General features: G+C 40.6%; 13 protein-coding genes and 8 tRNA genes. 8 read left to right on the forward strand and 13 right to left on the reverse strand.

What is annotated here, in order from left to right; genetic code table 11:
- Positions 1 to 30 precede the first annotated feature (30 nt).
- The 4 genes from P3J6_RS14610 to P3J6_RS14625 all read right to left on the reverse strand — a co-directional run bounded on the left by P3J6_RS14610 (position 31) and on the right by P3J6_RS14625 (position 597).
- Positions 31 to 106 (reverse strand) — tRNA-Glu (locus tag P3J6_RS14610).
- Between the two features lie 85 nt (positions 107 to 191).
- Positions 192 to 267: transfer RNA gene (locus P3J6_RS14615), tRNA-Glu, on the reverse strand.
- A gap of 142 nt (positions 268 to 409) precedes the next feature.
- Positions 410 to 485, reverse strand: a tRNA-Glu gene (locus tag P3J6_RS14620).
- 36 nt (positions 486 to 521) lie between these two features.
- Positions 522 to 597 (reverse strand) — tRNA-Ala (locus P3J6_RS14625).
- A gap of 766 nt (positions 598 to 1,363) precedes the next feature.
- Between P3J6_RS14625 and P3J6_RS14630 the strand changes: the two genes are divergently transcribed.
- From P3J6_RS14630 to P3J6_RS14650, 5 genes are all read left to right on the forward strand, one after another.
- Positions 1,364 to 1,439, forward strand: a tRNA-Val gene (locus P3J6_RS14630).
- A gap of 147 nt (positions 1,440 to 1,586) precedes the next feature.
- A tRNA-Val gene (locus P3J6_RS14635) sits at positions 1,587 to 1,662 on the forward strand.
- Positions 1,663 to 1,829: 167 nt separating this feature from the next.
- Positions 1,830 to 1,905, forward strand: a tRNA-Val gene (locus tag P3J6_RS14640).
- Between the two features lie 49 nt (positions 1,906 to 1,954).
- Positions 1,955 to 2,030, forward strand: a tRNA-Val gene (locus P3J6_RS14645).
- Between the two features lie 404 nt (positions 2,031 to 2,434).
- The gene (locus tag P3J6_RS14650; protein ID WP_021033161.1) at positions 2,435 to 4,066 is read left to right on the forward strand and encodes a response regulator; all 1,632 of its coding nucleotides are present in this window, start codon (positions 2,435 to 2,437) and stop codon (positions 4,064 to 4,066) included.
- Between the two features lie 124 nt (positions 4,067 to 4,190).
- Here the strand turns inward: P3J6_RS14650 and msrB are convergent, their stop codons facing one another.
- The 8 genes from msrB to P3J6_RS14690 form a co-directional block, all read right to left on the reverse strand.
- Positions 4,191 to 4,631 (reverse strand): peptide-methionine (R)-S-oxide reductase MsrB, encoded by a 441-nt coding sequence (gene msrB, locus P3J6_RS14655; protein WP_008115220.1) that lies wholly within the window; start codon positions 4,629 to 4,631, stop codon positions 4,191 to 4,193.
- A gap of 82 nt (positions 4,632 to 4,713) precedes the next feature.
- Positions 4,714 to 5,154: a hypothetical protein gene (locus P3J6_RS14660; protein ID WP_075169556.1), complete on the reverse strand. Its 441-nt coding sequence runs from the start codon at positions 5,152 to 5,154 to the stop codon at positions 4,714 to 4,716.
- Between the two features lie 8 nt (positions 5,155 to 5,162).
- A complete protein-coding gene (locus tag P3J6_RS14665; RefSeq protein WP_198523419.1) occupies positions 5,163 to 5,663 on the reverse strand; it encodes a DUF2919 domain-containing protein in 501 nt (166 codons plus the stop codon).
- Positions 5,660 to 6,004 carry a DUF3392 family protein gene (locus tag P3J6_RS14670; protein WP_008115215.1) on the reverse strand — a complete coding sequence of 115 codons (345 nt, stop codon included), beginning with the start codon at positions 6,002 to 6,004 and terminating at the stop codon, positions 5,660 to 5,662. Before P3J6_RS14670 ends, P3J6_RS14665 begins: the two co-directional genes overlap by 4 nt.
- Complete coding sequence (gene ligA, locus P3J6_RS14675) at positions 5,997 to 8,018, reverse strand: NAD-dependent DNA ligase LigA (RefSeq protein ID WP_198523811.1); 2,022 nt, start codon at positions 8,016 to 8,018, stop codon at positions 5,997 to 5,999. Before ligA ends, P3J6_RS14670 begins: the two co-directional genes overlap by 8 nt.
- A gap of 77 nt (positions 8,019 to 8,095) precedes the next feature.
- Positions 8,096 to 8,842 carry a cell division protein ZipA gene (gene zipA / locus P3J6_RS14680; RefSeq protein ID WP_054202488.1) on the reverse strand — a complete coding sequence of 249 codons (747 nt, stop codon included), beginning with the start codon at positions 8,840 to 8,842 and terminating at the stop codon, positions 8,096 to 8,098.
- 73 nt (positions 8,843 to 8,915) lie between these two features.
- Complete coding sequence (locus P3J6_RS14685) at positions 8,916 to 12,317, reverse strand: chromosome segregation SMC family protein (RefSeq protein WP_198523420.1); 3,402 nt, start codon at positions 12,315 to 12,317, stop codon at positions 8,916 to 8,918.
- Positions 12,318 to 12,385: 68 nt separating this feature from the next.
- Entirely contained in the window at positions 12,386 to 13,117 is a 732-nt protein-coding gene (locus tag P3J6_RS14690) for an RNA methyltransferase (RefSeq protein ID WP_010388385.1), read from the reverse strand.
- 174 nt (positions 13,118 to 13,291) lie between these two features.
- On the opposite strand from P3J6_RS14690, the gene P3J6_RS14695 reads away from it, so the two are divergent.
- From P3J6_RS14695 to P3J6_RS14705, 3 genes are read left to right on the forward strand one after another with little or no spacing between them, the layout of a single operon-like run.
- Entirely contained in the window at positions 13,292 to 14,380 is a 1,089-nt protein-coding gene (locus tag P3J6_RS14695) for a YjgN family protein (protein ID WP_075169561.1), read from the forward strand.
- The gene (locus P3J6_RS14700; RefSeq protein ID WP_198523421.1) at positions 14,380 to 15,420 is read left to right on the forward strand and encodes a M48 family metallopeptidase; all 1,041 of its coding nucleotides are present in this window, start codon (positions 14,380 to 14,382) and stop codon (positions 15,418 to 15,420) included. The genes P3J6_RS14695 and P3J6_RS14700 overlap by 1 nt, the downstream gene beginning before the upstream one ends.
- Complete coding sequence (locus P3J6_RS14705; RefSeq protein ID WP_138622793.1) at positions 15,417 to 15,707, forward strand: hypothetical protein; 291 nt, start codon at positions 15,417 to 15,419, stop codon at positions 15,705 to 15,707. The genes P3J6_RS14700 and P3J6_RS14705 overlap by 4 nt, the downstream gene beginning before the upstream one ends.
- Before the next feature lie 65 nt (positions 15,708 to 15,772).
- Here the strand turns inward: P3J6_RS14705 and speB are convergent, their stop codons facing one another.
- Positions 15,773 to 16,696: an agmatinase gene (gene speB, locus P3J6_RS14710; RefSeq protein WP_198523422.1), complete on the reverse strand. Its 924-nt coding sequence runs from the start codon at positions 16,694 to 16,696 to the stop codon at positions 15,773 to 15,775.
- Positions 16,697 to 16,698: the final 2 nt, after the last annotated feature.

The raw sequence follows: 16,698 nt of genomic DNA on the forward strand, positions 1-16,698 counted from the left end.
AATAACACTACCCTACTGTATAATAGTAAGTGGCGTCCCCAAGGGGATTCGAACCCCTGTTACCGCCGTGAAAGGGCGGTGTCCTAGGCCTCTAGACGATGGGGACACTAAAAAGTGTCACTAGGACAACTGAAAGTTTAGACTCGATTCAGACGAGCTTTAATAACACTACCCTACTGTATAATAGTAAGTGGCGTCCCCAAGGGGATTCGAACCCCTGTTACCGCCGTGAAAGGGCGGTGTCCTAGGCCTCTAGACGATGGGGACACTAAAAAGTGTCACTAGGACGATTGATTAGTTTAACTCACATCCTGAGCTCTTAAGGTAATGGCGTATAGTACAAATAAAGACTCGAGCTTTATGTGTTACGCTATTTTCTCGGTAAAACCGCCTTTAACTAAAAGTTAAGTGGCGTCCCCAAGGGGATTCGAACCCCTGTTACCGCCGTGAAAGGGCGGTGTCCTAGGCCTCTAGACGATGGGGACACAGAAAACTGTTACCCTAGGACAAACACTAAAAATTGGTGGAGCTATGCGGGATCGAACCGCAGACCTCTTCGCTGCCAGCGAAGCGCTCTCCCAGCTGAGCTATAGCCCCAACTTATTCAATACGCTCTGTGATAACCACGTCGTGTATCGCTTAGTGCGGGGCGCATTCTATGCACCCCCCAAAATAAAGTCAACAGTTTTTTGTGCGACATTATTTAAATGGTTTAATTTTCAACAAACTGACTATCATACATGCTAAAAAGTAGATTTTCATACTACTTAGTAACAATGAGCTTCGTTAAGTGTGCCACATTTAAGTTTGAGTTGAGCATAACGACCCTATAATACTAAAAGCACCTATTCACATCGGACTCAAAAGGTATACATTTATATGCAAATTGAGTTATCACTGCTTTTCTCCTAAAACGGGCCTACTTCCATCATAGCCTAGCTGGATTTTATTAAATGCTAATTGTAAAGCTTAACTATGCTAAGCGATAAACAACTTGCTAATTTGAGTGGTTTAAACAATTGAATAACATAGGCAGGATGATCTGAACTAGAAAGCTTTACTTTGATTTCTTGGTTGCAACCCTGACTCGGCAAATCAATTACCACTAAATTGAATTAATTTTCATCCTTAAAAAGCAACAGAACTCGCCCTAGTGAATATAAATATAGTTATTTTAACCCCTAGCCAAAGGTGCTTATTGTTCGTTTTATGTTACCTTGTTGATAAAGTGAACACTATTTGCATTGCATTGATTATAAAAGCTTCATTCAGCACATTTTTATCATTCAAGTGTTGACACATTTACAAGTCTATCTATAATAGCGCCCCACAACAACGCAGCAATGTGGTGTTGTTTAGATGCGGGTGATTAGCTCAGTTGGGAGAGCATCGCCCTTACAAGGCGAGGGTCACTGGTTCAAGTCCAGTATCACCCACCACATTCTAATGTGTCGTATCTAAGTTCTATATGGGTAATTAGCTCAGTTAGAAATAAGAGAGTGTCATCGTTATTTACAAATAACGGCGAGGTTCACTGGTTAAAGTCCAGTACTATTTTTTTAATAGTAGCGTTTTAATTTATATGTGGGTGATTAGCTCAGTTGGGAGAGCATCGCCCTTACAAGGCGAGGGTCACTGGTTCAAGTCCAGTATCACCCACCACATATAAAACTTATTATTATATCAATAGTCATGTTCTGAATTTGTAATATGGGTTGTTAGCTCAGTTACAAGAAATGAGAGCATCACCGCTATTTACAAGTAACGGCGAAGTTCACTGGTTAAAGTCCAGTACTATTTATTATAATAGTTTTGATTAATTTATATGTGGGTGATTAGCTCAGTTGGGAGAGCATCGCCCTTACAAGGCGAGGGTCACTGGTTCAAGTCCAGTATCACCCACCACATATAAATTCTATTATTATGTTAATAGTCATGTGTAAATTTGTAATATGGGTCGTTAGCTCAGTTGGGAGAGCATCGCCCTTACAAGGCGAGGGTCACTGGTTCAAGTCCAGTACGACCCACCATTCTTTGAATGGTGCATATTACAAAAATCTAAATCCTCCAGTACCACCTTCCATTTTAATATTCATTATCCTCCACTCTTTTAGTTCAGGTTCAGTATTAATTACCATTTAGAAATTCGTTACCAAGTAATTCTTCGGTTTCAAAAAATCAGTATTCCAATCACATACCAAAAATCTATCTTCCGAGTTTTATTATCTCCAAAATCATTTTGTTTAAACTTACTTTATTACGCGTGCTATTCATTTACTTTAAATGGGTTTTTAGCTCTTTTAAGATAAAAATATAAACCTTTAGAATTAATTTGCTTAATAAGCTCTCATCTTCGAGGCGAATCTTTAAATTACCTTGTAAGCGTCTAAACTGTTGATTATAGTCTGTGTTAAATTCAATTACGCTTAAGCCAATGTCTAAAAATATTTTCAATGAAGCAAAAATACTGATTGTAGAAGAGCAGCCACTTGCTCAAAGCTACATGAAACAGTCGCTCGAAAAAATTGGCTTTGGACATATGCGTTTTGCAGATCATGCTCTAGCGGCAAAAGAACAATGCTTACATGAAGAATTTGACTTGGTAATTTGCTCTTTTAATCTAAGCAAACGCCAAGATGGCTACCAGCTTTATGAAGAATTACGCGCTAAAGCATTAATAAAACACTCTACTGGGTTTATTTTTACATCTGCGGAAACTAGCGGAGAGTTAGTTCACAGTGTATTAGAACTTCAACCCGATGACTTTTTAGTAAAACCCTTCTCTGTACAAGAGTTAAGAGTGCGCATAGAGCGTATTCTCAAACGTAAAAGCGACTTAAAAGCTATATACACTTTAATTGATGACGATAACCAGTCTAAAGCATTGAAACAAATTAATGCCCAACTCGATAAAAGTAATAAATACAGCCCTATTCTACTTAGATTAAAAGGCAATATTTTACTGGCGCTAAAACAAAACCAAGAAGCGAAAGATTTTTTTAAGTCAGTTTTGAATATGCAAAAGTTTGCATGGGCAAAAGTAGGATTGGTAGAAGCCTTAATTGCTAACAATGAGCATATTTTGGCTCAGCGCATGCTTAAAACAATGCTTGAACGTAATGAGACTCGACTTATAGCCTTAGACTTATTGGGGCGTTTAGAAATAAAACTAAACCAATTTGATTTAGCCCAAGACTTTTTAAGCCAAGCGACACATATTGCTCCACGTAATATAGACCGTCAAAAATCACTGAACAGCGTATCGCTCATTAATAGAGATTATGAAACCAGCTACTTAACTCAAAAAGATATTGCCACTTATGCTAAGTACTCTATGCATGATAGCCCAGACATTTATTTAAATGCTGCTCGTGCTGGGATTGATTTTGCATTGACCACAGATCAAACCGACCAAATAAACAGGATCTCTCGTCAAACAAATAAATATATTAATGAGCTAAAAACACAATTCCCAACCAGTAATGCGCAAACTCAAATCGATGTGCTCAATGCACGCCTTTATTATTTAAAAGATGAACATAAAAAAGCGAAACAGCTCATTGAGCAACTTGACGACAGCGATACGCAAATACGTTCAGTAGATGGTGCCCTAGACAAAGCAAAAGCACTGCATGAATTAGGTTTTCACCAAAAGGCGCAAGCGCTATTTAGCCAAATAATTGATCATTGCGAACGTCACCCAAGTAGAAGCGATGCTACTTACTTGCGTTATATACAGCAACAGCAAAGTGAAAGACGTGATATTAAAATGGGGCCGAAAGAGCTAAATAATCATGCTGTTAAGCAGTTTGAGCGCGGCCAATTAAATGTTGCCTTAGAGGCATTCAGCCAAGCATTTAGAGTCATGCCACACAATCCAAGTATTGCGCTTAATTTATTGCAATGTTTAGTGGATAAGTCAAAAAAACATGGTGACTCTTTCAATAGTCTGTTGGCCCAAAAGTGCTTTAAACTATTAAAAAAATCTCCCTTAGCAGAAGAGCAATCAGAGCGGTTCGATAAACTACTTCAGATTGCTAAAGAAATGAAACTAGAGATTAGTTAGAGCCTGTTTAGCATTAATGCTACGTTATCGCCTATTTATGGGGAGTAACCACACCACATAGGCGCTGCCTTGCCTAAACCCCAAACAGACCGCTGCAAATTTAACCTTGAAAGGTCAACAGGCCCTAGAGCTTTTTCATTGCCAGTGCGTTTACACAGTAGCGTAAACCAGTAGGAAGTGGCCCATCAGGGAAAATATGCCCTAAATGCGCATCACACACATTACAAACAACTTCAACTCGCTCCATGCCATGACTATTATCCATGACATAACCAATCGCTTCCTCAGTTGCCGGTTGGGTAAATGAAGGCCAGCCGGTGCCACTATCAAACTTTTCATCTGCATCAAATAGTAAGTTGTCACAACAAACACACACATACTTACCTGGCTCTAACAAGGTACAACTACTCGAACTATTTGGTCGTTCAGTTCCCTTTTTACGGGTCACATAATATTGCTCTTCGTTTAACAGTTCGCGCCATTGCTGATCTGTTTTAACCACTTTTCGAACCGGTGTTGGATTACCATGGTTGGCAAAATTAACAATATCGTTCCACTTCAACATAACAACCTCATTACGTTATTAATTTAACTAGCAATCATTTACTTATAGTCTGGTACGCCTGTGGCTAATACCACGATCAACGCTATCTAAAGACTATAGTGTGCTTTTCTGTTGCTGTAAGTATACGGTTTACATAGGCATGCAATTGGGCTTGACTGCCAGGAATACTCACGCTTAATTGTCTGTCATTATTACTATGCACTATTAGCTCATCGTTTCTTATTTCTATCGACTCAATATTACTGATGACTAACCAATGCGGGCCATTTTTTTTATCAAACAGCCCTGTTAAACTAAAAACAAATAAGTGCTGCGCATCGCGTTGAATAAAATTACGCAGCGGATTGCGCATTTTAAACAACGGCGTTAATCGGTAACAACACGAACAAAACACCACAACCCACATTACTAACCCAGCTTTAAACCAAAGGAATTCGCCTAAAGAAAAAAAATAGCCACTCGCTATAATAATGAGCCCTATTAAAGCAATTACTTGTGCTATTTTTTTATTGATACTGTGCATAAGCCCTCTTACTTTTTATCAGTTGCTTTTTCTGTCGGCTCGGGCCAATCACTAAAGAAAACACTTAAGTAACGACTTTTTGCCAAATACCACAACACCCATAATACAATCACCATTTGCACAGCTAAAAACAATGAGAAGCGATAATGGCTATGGGCTGCCTGAATACTTAACCACGACAAATCAATTAATGCACACGCAATCAGCGGCCAACGCATATACCGCCAAATACGCGCCAAGCGTTGTGTTGCTTGATGCGAGTCTTTTGGCCTTCGTAAACAAAATAAAATAGTGGGTACAATGGCTACAGCACCGATCGCTATAGCAATAAAAAAATCATCTTTTGACTTAAAAAACAATGACATTAAATCAAGCTCAGGTCGACGACTCAACGCGGCTATTACCCAAATAAAATAGGCGCGCAATAGTACTAAAATACTCAAGTGAAACGCTAATGGCGTACGATAGCTACCATATTTATCCCAGTATTCAGGCCCATATCGACTCACAACTGATTTTTCCTATCGGCAATAGTGCCCAAAATAAAAAATGCCACTAATAAGGTAAGCGCTAACCACTTAGTGCCAAAAAACAGTAAAGCTTTAGTTAGCAGTGGGCTTAACCACACCACTAACAAGCCAAAGCCAAACGCAGTTATCAACACAAAACACGCCACCCTAATAATAAAGTGGCGCCTAGCTACGACGCCTTTGGTTAACTTTAAAATGTCATCCGCATACAGCGACACTAAGCACACCATTAAAAGCAGTGATAAATGCGGCAAATAGCCCTGTAACCATTGGCCTAGGTCAATTAACAAGGTATTAAGTATATTTGTAAAACTAGCCATTATGAGTCTCTAACAAAGTAATTAAATCATCCTCTGTCAGTATTTCTATACCAAGCTCTTGCGCTTTGGTGAGCTTAGAGCCGGCTTTTTCGCCCGCCACTAAGGCATCTGTTTTTGCTGAAACACTGCCAGAAACCTTGGCGCCTAATTGTTGTAGGCGCGCTTTTGCATCATTACGATTAAGCGTATTAAGCGTCCCAGTTAGCACATAAGTTAAACCCGCTAGCGGCTGTTCTTGCTCTGATGGCGCTGTTAACTGTGGCCAGTTTACTCCTTGCGCTATTAATTCGTTTACCACTGTCAGGTTATGCTCTTCAGTAAAAAAGCCGCGAACATGCTTCGCCACTATTTCACCTACATCGCTTACTTCTATTAGTTGTTCAATGCTGGCATCAATCACGTTTTCAAGCGTTAAAAAGTGATTAGCCAAATTCTGAGCTGTGGCCTCACCGACTTCACGAATACCCAGTGAATATAAAAACTTTGCTAAGGTAGTGGTTTTAGCATCATCAAGCGCCGCAACTAAGTTTTTTGCTGATTTTGGTCCCATTCGTTCAAGTGATTCAAAATGTCCCTGCTTTAAAATAAATAAATCAGCAGGGGTTTTGATCAGCTCTCGGTCAACTAATTGATCAACAATTTTGTCGCCTAAGCCGTCAATATCTAAAGCCTTACGTGAGGCAAAATGTTTAATCGCTTGTTTGCGCTGTGCTTGACATACCAAGCCGCCTGTACAACGTGCAACAGCTTCACCTTCAACCCGCTCAACGTGCGAGTCACAAATTGGGCACATAGTTGGAAACACAATCGCTTTTGCATCGCTTGGGCGTTGTTCAAGCACTACTTGGGTAATTTGTGGGATCACATCCCCAGCGCGACGAATAATCACAGTGTCGCCCACTTTTACGCCTAAACGGGCAATTTCATCAGCATTATGCAGCGTTGCATTCGATACCGTAACACCACCAACAAATACCGGCTCTAGTCGCGCAACAGGGGTAATAGCCCCAGTACGCCCTACTTGAAACTCTACATCTAGCAAGTGTGTTATTTCTTCTTGCGCCGGAAACTTATAAGCAATAGCCCAGCGCGGTGCACGCGCAACAAAGCCTAGGCGCTCTTGTAGGGCTTTTTTATTTACTTTTATTACCACGCCATCTATTTCATATTTTAGCTCGCTACGGCGCGTTAAAATGTCATTATAATAGGCAAGCGCGGCCTTTGGGCCTTCAACTAGTTTTGTTTCTGGACACAGTGGTAATCCCCAGTCGGTAAGCTTGGCAAGTTGCTGGTAATGATCTTCAGGTAATGTGCCATCGGCGACCAATCCGGTGCTGTAGGCATAAAACATCAGTGGCCGTTTTGCGGTAATTTTTGAGTCGAGCTGGCGTAAACTGCCTGCTGCCGCATTACGTGGGTTTACAAAAACTTTGTCACCGCGCTTTTCTGCTTCGGCATTTAATTTTTCAAAGCCCGCGCTATCCATAAACACTTCACCGCGCACTTCAAGCTCACGCGGGTAATCATCACCGCGTAACTTTAATGGCACATTGCGAATTGTTTTTACATTTTGGGTAATATTTTCGCCAGTAAAGCCATCGCCACGGGTAGCTGCTTGCACTAGTACCCCATCGCGATAAATAATCGATACCGCTAAACCATCCAGTTTAGGCTCACAGCAAAATGTAAGCTCGTCGGTGCTCATTAACCGTTCTTTAATACGACGATTAAAACCACTAAATTCGTCTTCACCAAAAGCGTTATCTAGCGATAGCATAGGCACTTGGTGTGCTACTTGCTCAAACTTGGCAAGCGCTGCCCCACCTACTTTTTGAGTAGGTGAATCTGCAGTTAAAAACTCAGGATGCTGGGTTTCTAATTCGCTCAAAGTACGTAATAAGCGATCATATTCGACATCGGGTATGCTGGGTGTATCAAGCACGTAATAACTATAATTGTGTTGCTCAAGCGTGGTACGAAGATGATTAATTTGCTCACTAATGCTGCTTGCCATGTAGACCTCAAAAAACATAAAAAAAGCCACTTTGACGTGAACGCCCAGTGGCTTACAAAATTTAACTTATGCGTATATTACGCAGAAAATGCGCGAACCTGCTCAACATATTGACGAATACGCTCTACCGTCATTTCGTTTCGCTCAGCATCCAAGATTTCAGCTCCAAATTCATCTGCTAGCTTCTTAGCGGCGCTGTGCAGCATATTAAACGCAGCAAGGCCATCGCCATCACATGGTAGAGTCATAAATAAGCTCACGCCTGCGGTGCTAAACTGTTCCATATTATCAATATCGAACGTGCCAGGGTTATACATATTTACCAGTCTAAATAACACCGGCCCTTGGCCTGCAGGGTCTAGATGGCGATTAAAAAAGCCTTCTTCTGAATATTTAAAACCTAGCGTGTTAACTGCTGGCAGTAATTTACTGCCTTGCATGGTCAGTCCTTCTGGCATTTGAATATGCACAATCACAAAGTCTGAAACATCTTTAGGGGCGTCTTGTTGCGTATCAACAGCCTCTTCGGTTACGACTTCAAGGTCATCTTCAATAGCTGTATCAGCTGGGCTAACATCTATTTGTGGCTCATCAGCGCTGAAGTTTAACTCACTCATTTGTGGCTCTTCTCGTTGCGCTAACGTTGGCTCTTGTGGCTCAGTATGCACAGATGAAGGCTGCTGTTCTTGAACAGGTTCAACTCGCTCGCTTGCAGGGAGTTCAGCATTCTCTTTTTTTCTTACTGACCATAAACCGTGTATTAATAAGCCACCAATGACAAACACACTGATCACAATTAAAACCCATCTTAATTCTTCGGCCATCCCCTCACCTTTTATTATTAATATGCCTAACTGCCATCATTTTACCCAAAACAACTAGCAAATGACTATAAAATTATGCATGTGCAAGTTGCACCGCTTGTTCAATATCTACAGCAACCATGCGCGACACGCCGGGCTCTGCCATGGTTACACCCGTTAATCTACCCGCCATTTCCATTGCAATTTTATTATGGCTTATATAAATAAACTGCACAGATTGTGACATTTCTTCAACCAATCGGCAAAAACGAACCACGTTGGCATCATCCAATGGGGCATCTACCTCGTCCAGCATACAGAATGGAGCTGGATTGAGCCTGAATATAGAAAACACCAATGATAATGCGCTCAGCGCTTTTTCTCCACCACTTAACAAATGAATTGTCGAATTTTTTTTACCCGGAGGTCTTGCCATTATACTAACACCACTTTCGAGTAAATCGTCACTGGTTAATTCTAAGTAAGCACTGCCGCCGCCAAATACTTTTGGAAAAAGCTGACCAAAATCGTGATTCACTTGATCAAAGGTAGACTTAAAGCGCGTTTTAGTTTCACGATCTATTTTATGAATAGCGCCTTCTAAAGCTGTCAATGCCTGGGTTAAATCATCCAGCTGATTATTTAAATAATCACTTCTTTGCTTAGCTTGTTCAAATTCATCAATGGCTGCAAGGTTAACGGCTCCTAATTGCTCTAGCTGATTACTGACTCCAGCAAGTTGATTTTGCGCTGCGTTTAATGACAACTCTGCAGGAAGCTCTGCTAAAACCTGTTTTAAATTTTGATTAAGCTCGCTAAGTGGCTCAAGTACCGCTTGCGCTTTTATTAATAGGCTTTGCTCTTCAATGCTCAGCTTCTGGTGTTGCTCTTGTAATGCCACCAGCTCAGTTTGTGACGTTTTTAAACTCGCTTGTTTGGTTTGTAATTCTTGTTTTGCTTGAGCTAACTGCTGTTGAATATCCACAAGGGTTTGTTCGCCTTGTTGGTGCTGTACTAATAATTGTTCAATAGTTAGTGCAAGCTCTTGCTCAGGAATAAGTAACGCCTCAATTTGCTCTATTAGCTCTTGCGTTCCTTCTACAGCCATTGTTAATGCTTGTTCGGCATGGTTCAACTTGGTTTGACTGAGCTGCCACTCACTACGCACTTTTTGCTCATTAAGGTTTGCCTGATGTGCTTGCGTTTTATACTGTTCAGCATTATTTAAAGCTTGTTTGTAACCTTCATCACTATTTATTCGTGTGCTATCGGCTTGGTTAAGCTCTTCAGCTAAGGCCTCTAATTGCTCTGCAAGCTGTTCATTTTTATCAAGCTCTTCGCCCAACAGTCCGCTTAACTGCTGCTGTTGTTCTAGCAGTGGCTGACGTTGTTGTTGTAATTTCGTCACCTGTTGCTGATGTTGATCAGCTTGCGCTTTGAGCATATCACCACGCGTTGTTGCTACGGCTAACTGTTGTGCTAATTGATGAATAGTGTCTTTGCGCTCGTTTTGCTGCTCGGTTATTAATGCAGCTTGCGCTTGATGTTCTTCAAGTGTGGAGTGTGCGTCCGTCAATGCCTGTTGTTGTTGCTCAAGTAAGGTTTCTTGCTGCTTGAGCTTTTTGTGCATTAATAATAAGGAATTTTCTGCATTTTTTTCGCCACTGAGATGCCAATTTCGACCATGTAACGCCCCTTGCTTGTCCATCACTGCAATAAAACTGGCATCGTTAAGATGGTGTGTTTGACCCTCGGCATCATAAGCAATATGGTTTAATAACTCGGGGTAGATACCAGCGCTAATAAAGGCAGCAATACTATTGCTTGCCACAGACTGTGAGGGTATTTGCCACGTGCTATTTTCTGCTTTACCTGGTGAAATATGAATGTGCTCAAGTGATGACAGCGCCTGCTCTACTAAAAACTCATAACCAGGCTGAACAGTTAACTGTTTGAATAAAGTTAAAGTTTTATCGCTGTTTTTTTCAAGTCCAAGGGTAGTTTTTAGCCCTGCTATACCGGCTTTTAGTTCATTAACTTGCTGAGATAAATGCTGCCATTGCTGCTGAGCTTCATCAAGCTGTTGCTGCTGTATTGCCTGAGCACTTTGACCTCTACTATGAGCAGTTTGCGCGTTAGCCAGCTGCTCTGTTAGCGTTTGTCTGTGCTGCTGTTGCTGAATTAATTGCTGCTCTATCTCACTGCGTTTTAACTCATCTATTTGCTCATCAAGCTGCGTTAGTTGTTGCTTAACATAACTGATTTTCTGCTCTGTATGTTTTACTGCATTTGCATGCGCTAACTGCTGATTATTTAATTTTTGATAGTCTTCTGTTAGTGATTGCCACTGTGATGTGTCGGTATTTTTAATCTCCAGCAGCCGATTAACCTCATCGGTAAGCTCTATAACCTGCTCGCTGCACATTAAGTTATACTCTACAGCCTGTTGCAAGCTGTCATCTAACTCTTGGCAGAGACTTTGTTGCTGCGTTTTAGCTTCTTCACTTTGGTTTTTTTGTTGCTCTAACTTGGCTAAATTTTGTTTCAGTGACAGCGTTTGTTGCTTAATGCTAATCTGCTGCTGTTCGCTGCGAGTCAATTCAGTATGCGTATGATGCTGCTGTTGCTGTGCATCATCGAGTTTATCTTGTTGAGCTTGCACTTGAGCATCAAGGCTTGCCAGAACATCATCATGGCCTGAATGCGCCGTTTTAAAGAAGCTGATTTGGTCATCCAGCTTTTTTATTTGCGCACTTTTATCGAGCTGTTGTTGATGCAGTTTTTGCCATTTTAATACCGCTATTTGCCCCTTTAAGGTGCGCTCTTGGGATTTAAGTTCGCGATATTTTTTAGCCTCAACCGATTGTACCGCCAGTTTATCAAGCTGGTTTTGTAACTCTTGACGAACATCAAGCAGTCGCTCTAGGTTTTCTCGGGTGCTTTTTATGCGTGTTTGCGTTTCGCGGCGACGCTCTTTGTATTTAGAGACCCCTGCGGCTTCTTCTAAGAAAACACGTAGCTCTTGCGGTTTGCTCTCTATTAAACGTGAGATCATCCCTTGTTCAATAATAGCGTAGCTTCGCGGCCCAAGGCCCGTGCCTAAAAATATGTCGGTAATATCACGTTTTCGGCATTTACTGCCATTTAGAAAGTACAATGACTGACCATCGCGAGTCACCAAACGCTTAATAGCCACTTGGTTACGATCAGCAAAAGTATTGGGTAACTTACCCTGGGTATTATCAAATATTAATTCAACGGAGGCTTGCGAAATGGGCTTGCGGTTAGTAGAGCCATTAAAAATGACATCGGTCATGGCATCGCCACGTAAATTTTTAGCTGAGCTTTCACCAAGCACCCATCGCACCGCATCAATGACGTTTGATTTGCCACAGCCATTAGGGCCGACAACACACGTCATTTGGTCAGGAAATGGAATTTTAGTGGGCTCTACAAACGATTTAAAGCCCGCTAATTTAATAGTGCTTAAACGCATTTTATTGTTATTACCGATTTATTATTGTTTTTTACTATAAGTAACTTAACGCATAAATAGCTAAAAAGTTAAGCTTGGCGTTTAAAATTATCTAAAATAATACCCGTGGCCATTGCTACATTAAGCGACTCTGCACCGCCAAAAGCCGGTATGGTTATTTTGTTGCTCACTAATTTTGCACACTGCTCGCGTATTCCATGTGACTCGCTGCCCATAAGCAATACACCTTGGCCACTAAATTTAGTGCTATGCACACTTTGGCCATCTAAAAATGCACCATAAATAGGCATGTTTAATGTAGATAAGTATTCAGGCAATTCAACTTGGCTTACCGATACGCGAACGAACGACCCCATTGTGGCGCTAATTGTTTTTGGGTTATACGGATCGGCACTGTCAGTGCTAGCAACAATATGTTTTATACCGTACCAATCAGCCACGCGAATGATGGTACCTAAATTCCCAGGATCAGACACTCCATCTAAGGCTAATATTAAACTGTTTTCATCTGGTAATACGGTGCTTGGCATATCAATAATTGCAATAGCCGCATTATTACTTACCAAAGTACTGGCCTTTGTTAGCTGCTCTTCATCCGCTGTAATAAAATGCGTTTGAGGATATGAGCTTTGGTTATTATCAATAAAGCTTTGCGTTGCAAATACATCGTTTACTTTTAATGGGCTATTTAATAACTCCAGTACATTTTTTTCGCCTTGTACTAAGTATTGGTTAAATTGCTTGCGATACTTTTTTTGGCCAAGCTGGCGAATAAGTTTAAGTTGGTTTTTTGAAATCATGACAGCCCCATTAAATTATCTGCACAGTATACCAGAGGTGACTTAAAGTGCAGCCCCATAAACAGTAAAAGCAATAAAAATAGCCTACTTACAATCAGCTAGCTAATTATAAAGATTGTTTTTTTTATCTAAAAAAGGTAAATTTACAAAAAACAACATGGATATATTTTTAAAATGGAACCAGTACACCCAACTTCATCTGAGTCAAATCAAACACCCCCTGCTATTTTTAGCGGTAAAGTACAATTTAGTGGCAAAGCCGGCGAATTTTTTGGTATATGGATTGTTAATATACTGCTGAGTATTATTACTCTCGGAATTTATTCGGCATGGGCAAAAGTTCGCACCTATCGTTATTTTTACGGTCATACACGTATCGACGGCCATAGCTTTGACTATCTAGCGACCCCAATACAAATTTTAAAAGGACGCATTTTAGCGGTCATCGCATTTTTAATTTACACCTTACTTAGCAGCCTCGCACCAGCGATAGGCCTTTTATTTGCTATTGGCTTTTTATTTTTATTGCCGTGGATCATCAACCAAGGTCTGCGTTTTAATATGCGTATGACTCGCCATCGTAATGTACGCTTTGCCTTTTCAGGTAATTACGGCGATGCATTTATTAACTTTGTTTTATTGCCTATTGCAAGTGTATTCACATTACACCTATTACTGCCGTATGTATTAAAGCGAATTGATCAATATATGCATGAAAACATCAGCTATGGAAATAAACCACTTACAGTAAATCTTCAGGGCGAACGCTATTACATCGCAGCACTTATTACCCTAGGAGTTGCAATAGGTGGCTTAGTTATTTTTGGCTTCTTTGCTGGTGCAAGTGCCTTAACTATCGATAACTTAAACACACAAAACTTTAGCCTTTCGACAATTGTAGTGCCGCTATTAATTGCTACGTTGTATGTTGCGTTTTTAACACTGGTAGGCGCTGTTTATCATTCGCTTATTCGAAATCATATTTTTAATAACAGTGAATTTACAGAAGTCGCTACCTTTGATTCGAACTTAAAAGCCATTGACTATGCCATCTTACTATTTACCAATGTACTGGCAATTATATTTACCTTAGGACTGGCCTACCCTTGGGCTAAAGTACGCAGAGCAAAACTATTAGCATCAGTTACAGAAGTCACTATTTATAGCGGCGCACTTTCGTTGATTGATGTTGCACAAAATGAGCAGTCATCATTTGCTGAAGAAGCTGCCAATGTGTTTGATATTGATATTTCACTCACCTAATGAGTAATTATCCTATTTTTGGCTGTTATTATTACCCTAATAGCAGCCAACATATTAAAAGCTATGCACACCTTTCCCATGAGCAAATAACGCTTGTTGACTCTGAAAATACGACGTTACTTACATCAACAATAGACAATTGCCAACTTGATAGCCCGTTACCTGGCATGGCGTCAGAGTTAAATTTTGCTGATGGTGGGCGATTTATTCCTCAAGATGTAGAATTTAGGTGGCCATTCGCGCTTAAAGAGCATGGACTCAGTGAACGCTTAGAAAAAAATAAGATTCTTATTGTTGCATCCGTGCTGCTAATTCCCCTATTGCTTTGGTTAATTTTATACCGCTTAATACCATCAGTAGCAGTTTATAGCGTTAACTTAGCACCTGCCTCGACAATTGAAACGATGGGAGAGCAAACGCTCAGTGTAATAGAAAAAGTCGCATTGGAACCTTCTCAACTTTCCACTAATAAGCAATCAGAAATACAGCAACAATGGCGTTTAATGCTTAACTCGCTCAATTTAGACAGTGCAAAGTTTAGGCTATCTTTTTATCAGTCTGATTATTTTTCAGCTAATGCGTTTGCTCTTCCAAATGGTCGGGTTGTAGTAACTGACGAACTTGTTGATCTATTAAAAAATGAGCCTGATGCCCTGCGTGCTATTTTACTTCATGAAATTGGTCATGTTCAGCACCATCACAGCATTCGCCTTGCAGCACAAGCTGCAGCGAGCACCGTTGTATTTGCAGTTATTTTTGGTGACTTAGAAGGTATATTAGAAGTCGTGCTTGGCTCTGGCTCATCTTTTTTACAACAAGCGTTTTCGCGAGATATGGAACAAGAAGCCGATATATATGCGATTAAAAACCTATTAAAATTAGGCTATTCTAACCACGACTTTGCTGATGCAATTGAAGCACTGGAAAATAATTTACAAGCGCAAGAAGGGAGCTATGATGATGCTTGGTTAAAGTATTTATCAACACACCCAAGTTCCCAAGAGCGAATAGAATATGCGAGGCAATATAAACCGCAATGACCCCTGAACTGAATTTATTGTTATTAGTTATCATTATGATAACCCTAGGCTACGGATTTATTTATCCGCGCTTTGCAGGCAGCAGCTTTAAAAAAGTATCGGTGCAAGATTTATTTGCAACTGGCATTACACTATTAATTGCATCTAGCCTTTATTACAACTCGGGCGTGCAATTTAGCTGGTTAGTATTTGAAGTTAATTGGTTTTGGTTTACTTTTTTAACTTACGTCATAATCGAAATCCCGGTGTTTTTTATTTATGCTAAAAAGCACAATATGCAGTTTTAATAGTACTTTTATTTTTATACAAAAAAAGCGCCTAATTGGCGCTTTTTAAGCTACATTAACACAAATTAATATTTATGCTTAAGTGCCCACAAATGCAGTAATTCACTGGCAATCGTTGCAGCGGCTATGGCGGTAAGCTCACTTTGGTCGTACGACGGGGATACTTCAACCACATCCATTCCCACCATATTAACCCCTTTAAGTGCGCGTAAAATTTTAAGCACTTTATCAGAAGTTAAGCCACCACACACGGGTGTGCCCGTACCTGGTGCAAAGGCAGGGTCTAAACAATCTATATCAAAGGTTAAATAAACCGGCAAATCGCCCACTCGCTCAATAATTTGTGCTGCAATATCATTCGCATGCAGATCATTGGCTTGCATGGCATCAATCACTGCAAACTCATGCTTGCTTTGATCAAAGTCGGTACGAATGCCTAGCTGAATACTGTGATTAACATCAATTAACCCTTCCATTGGCGCATGATAAAACATGGTACCGTGATCAAAACGCGAACCGTTACTGTAAGTATCAGTATGCGCATCGAAGTGAACTAATGCCATTTTGCCATGAATTTTTGCATGTGCGCGCAATAGTGGTAACGTTACGAAATGATCGCCGCCCAAGCCTAATAATGTTTTACCTTGGCGAAGTATTTGCTCTGCCGCCATTTCTAATTGCGCGGTAAAATATTCAGGATCCCCCACCGGATAAGTAAAGTCGCCAGCATCCGCCACGGTTAAGCGCTCAAACAATGGAAATGTCCATGGGTATTTTGTATCTTCCCATGCTAGATGTACCGATGCTCTGCGAATAGCATCAGGTCCTAAGCGGGCACCAGGGCGCCCTGAAGTGGCCAAATCAAACGGTAAACCCAGTACTACTACATCGGCTTCAATCGCGTTAATGTTTTGTACCATAGGACGACGTAAAAACGTCATCCCATTTGAGTACAATGAGTGGTCAACACAACCAAACAAGCTAGACATTG

The organism is Pseudoalteromonas sp. 3J6 (assembly GCF_903995135.1).
In the GTDB taxonomy this organism is placed as follows: Bacteria; Pseudomonadota; Gammaproteobacteria; order Enterobacterales; family Alteromonadaceae; genus Pseudoalteromonas.

Bases quoted from the DNA above. Each gene is read 5' to 3' on its own strand.
- P3J6_RS14685 (WP_198523420.1), bottom strand. From the start codon at position 12,317: ATGCGTTTAAGCACTATTAAATTAGCGGGCTTTAAATCGTTTGTAGAG.
- P3J6_RS14695 (WP_075169561.1), top strand. From the start codon at position 13,292: ATGGAACCAGTACACCCAACTTCATCTGAGTCAAATCAAACACCCCCT.
- P3J6_RS14670 (WP_008115215.1), bottom strand. From the start codon at position 6,004: ATGGCTAGTTTTACAAATATACTTAATACCTTGTTAATTGACCTAGGC.
- speB (WP_198523422.1), bottom strand. From the start codon at position 16,696: ATGTCTAGCTTGTTTGGTTGTGTTGACCACTCATTGTACTCAAATGGG.
- P3J6_RS14690 (WP_010388385.1), bottom strand. From the start codon at position 13,117: ATGATTTCAAAAAACCAACTTAAACTTATTCGCCAGCTTGGCCAAAAA.
- P3J6_RS14650 (WP_021033161.1), top strand. From the start codon at position 2,435: ATGTCTAAAAATATTTTCAATGAAGCAAAAATACTGATTGTAGAAGAG.
- P3J6_RS14660 (WP_075169556.1), bottom strand. From the start codon at position 5,154: ATGCACAGTATCAATAAAAAAATAGCACAAGTAATTGCTTTAATAGGG.
- zipA (WP_054202488.1), bottom strand. From the start codon at position 8,842: ATGGCCGAAGAATTAAGATGGGTTTTAATTGTGATCAGTGTGTTTGTC.
- msrB (WP_008115220.1), bottom strand. From the start codon at position 4,631: ATGTTGAAGTGGAACGATATTGTTAATTTTGCCAACCATGGTAATCCA.
- P3J6_RS14700 (WP_198523421.1), top strand. From the start codon at position 14,380: ATGAGTAATTATCCTATTTTTGGCTGTTATTATTACCCTAATAGCAGC.
- P3J6_RS14705 (WP_138622793.1), top strand. From the start codon at position 15,417: ATGACCCCTGAACTGAATTTATTGTTATTAGTTATCATTATGATAACC.
- ligA (WP_198523811.1), bottom strand. From the start codon at position 8,018: ATGGCAAGCAGCATTAGTGAGCAAATTAATCATCTTCGTACCACGCTT.